The organism is Corynebacterium sp. HMSC061H03 (genome assembly GCF_001838215.1).
GTDB classification, from domain to species: domain Bacteria; phylum Actinomycetota; class Actinomycetes; order Mycobacteriales; family Mycobacteriaceae; genus Corynebacterium; species Corynebacterium jeikeium_D.
Genome location: NZ_KV836068.1, coordinates 1 through 1,411, shown reverse-complemented (window position 1 = coordinate 1,411; position 1,411 = coordinate 1). Strand labels below are relative to the sequence as shown.

Below are 1,411 nucleotides of genomic sequence, written 5' to 3'. Positions count from 1 at the left end.
GGGTTAAGTAGCAAAAAGTGTGTCTGACTTTCAGCATTACTGCTGATTAGGCTGGGTAAATTGGGCGGATATAAGCATCAAGACCTTATATCCGCCCGATTAGTGTTCAATCCACCGGAATGGCACCCGCATGTGCTAATCGGGGGTTGGTGTGCTTTCCGGGTGAGTAAAAACAGACCACGATGCCCGATATGCGCTGGGCAAATGAAGAAAAACGGAACCACTTCTAAAGGCACAACCAGGTGGCGATGCAAGGACCCGAACTGCGGCAGTTCCACGACACGAACCCGCACCGACCGCACGCAGACCCGCGACTTTAAAGCCTTCGTCTCTTATGCCACCTCCACAGCAACGTTGTCTGAACTCGCCCAGCAACAAGGGGTAAGCCGTTGGACACTTGACCGCCGATTCAAACCGTTCTGGCTCATCGACATCCCCAACGACGGTGACCCACAGCGCATCTACGACCAGATCTTCATCGACGGTACCTACACCGCCGCCGGATGCTTGCTCGTCGCAGCCAGCCACGACCACGTCATCGCATGGCACTGGACCAAACACGAAACCGCCCACGCCTACACGCAGCTACTCCGCAAAATCGCTGAGCCGCTCTGCGTCGTCCTCGACGGCGGACAAGGCGCACTTACTGCGATTAAAGCCTGCTGGCCGAACGCGATAATCCAACGATGCCTCGTCCATGCGCAACGCGTCATCCGCCGCTACACCACATCACGACCACGCACCGACGCCGGCAAAGCCATCTACGCCCTGGCGTTGAAACTGACCCGTATCACCACACTCGACCAGGCACGGGAGTGGACGCTGCGTCTGCACGACTTCGGACAGGTATTCAAAGCATTCCTCAACGAGAAAACGCCCGTGTCAAAAGAGCGCCGCACACTCAACAACCAGTGGGAATGGACCCATCTGCGAGTTCGCAAGGCATACAACTCCCTGCTGCACCTCTCACGGAAAGGATGGCTGTTTACCTACCTGCAGCCACCACCGAATGCGCTTGAGCCTCAACGCTGGGCTTCAACGACAAACAGTCTGGAAGGCGGCATCAACGCCGGGCTCAAACGCATCGCCGACGCGCATCGCGGCAGGTCCGGGGAACGCCAACGAAAAATGCTCGAGTGGTACCTGCACTCGAAAACGCAACTGCCTGACGACCCATTAAAGATCGCCAGGCAGTGCAATTTCGGCCAAGATCAACTCGCCAAAGTCAACGATCTTGTCGAAGAAGACCATAACAAAGCCGACCATGAAACAGGCCGACCAGCCTTCTACGACAACGCTATCCCAACCGAGTACGAACACTCGATAGGAATCAGAAAAGGCCCCATGAAGTAACAAACGGTGTGCCCGCCCCGCAACACGCCGAGCGGACACACTTTTTGCTACTTAACCC

Annotated in this window: 1 protein-coding gene; it reads left to right on the top strand. The window is 56.3% G+C overall.

What is annotated here, in order from left to right; all coding sequences use genetic code 11:
* Nucleotides 1-162: 162 nt before the first annotated feature.
* Nucleotides 163-1,353: an IS1249 family transposase gene (locus HMPREF2787_RS05805; protein WP_162838042.1), complete on the top strand. Its 1,191-nt coding sequence runs from the start codon at nt 163-165 to the stop codon at nt 1,351-1,353.
* Nucleotides 1,354-1,411 lie beyond the last annotated feature (58 nt).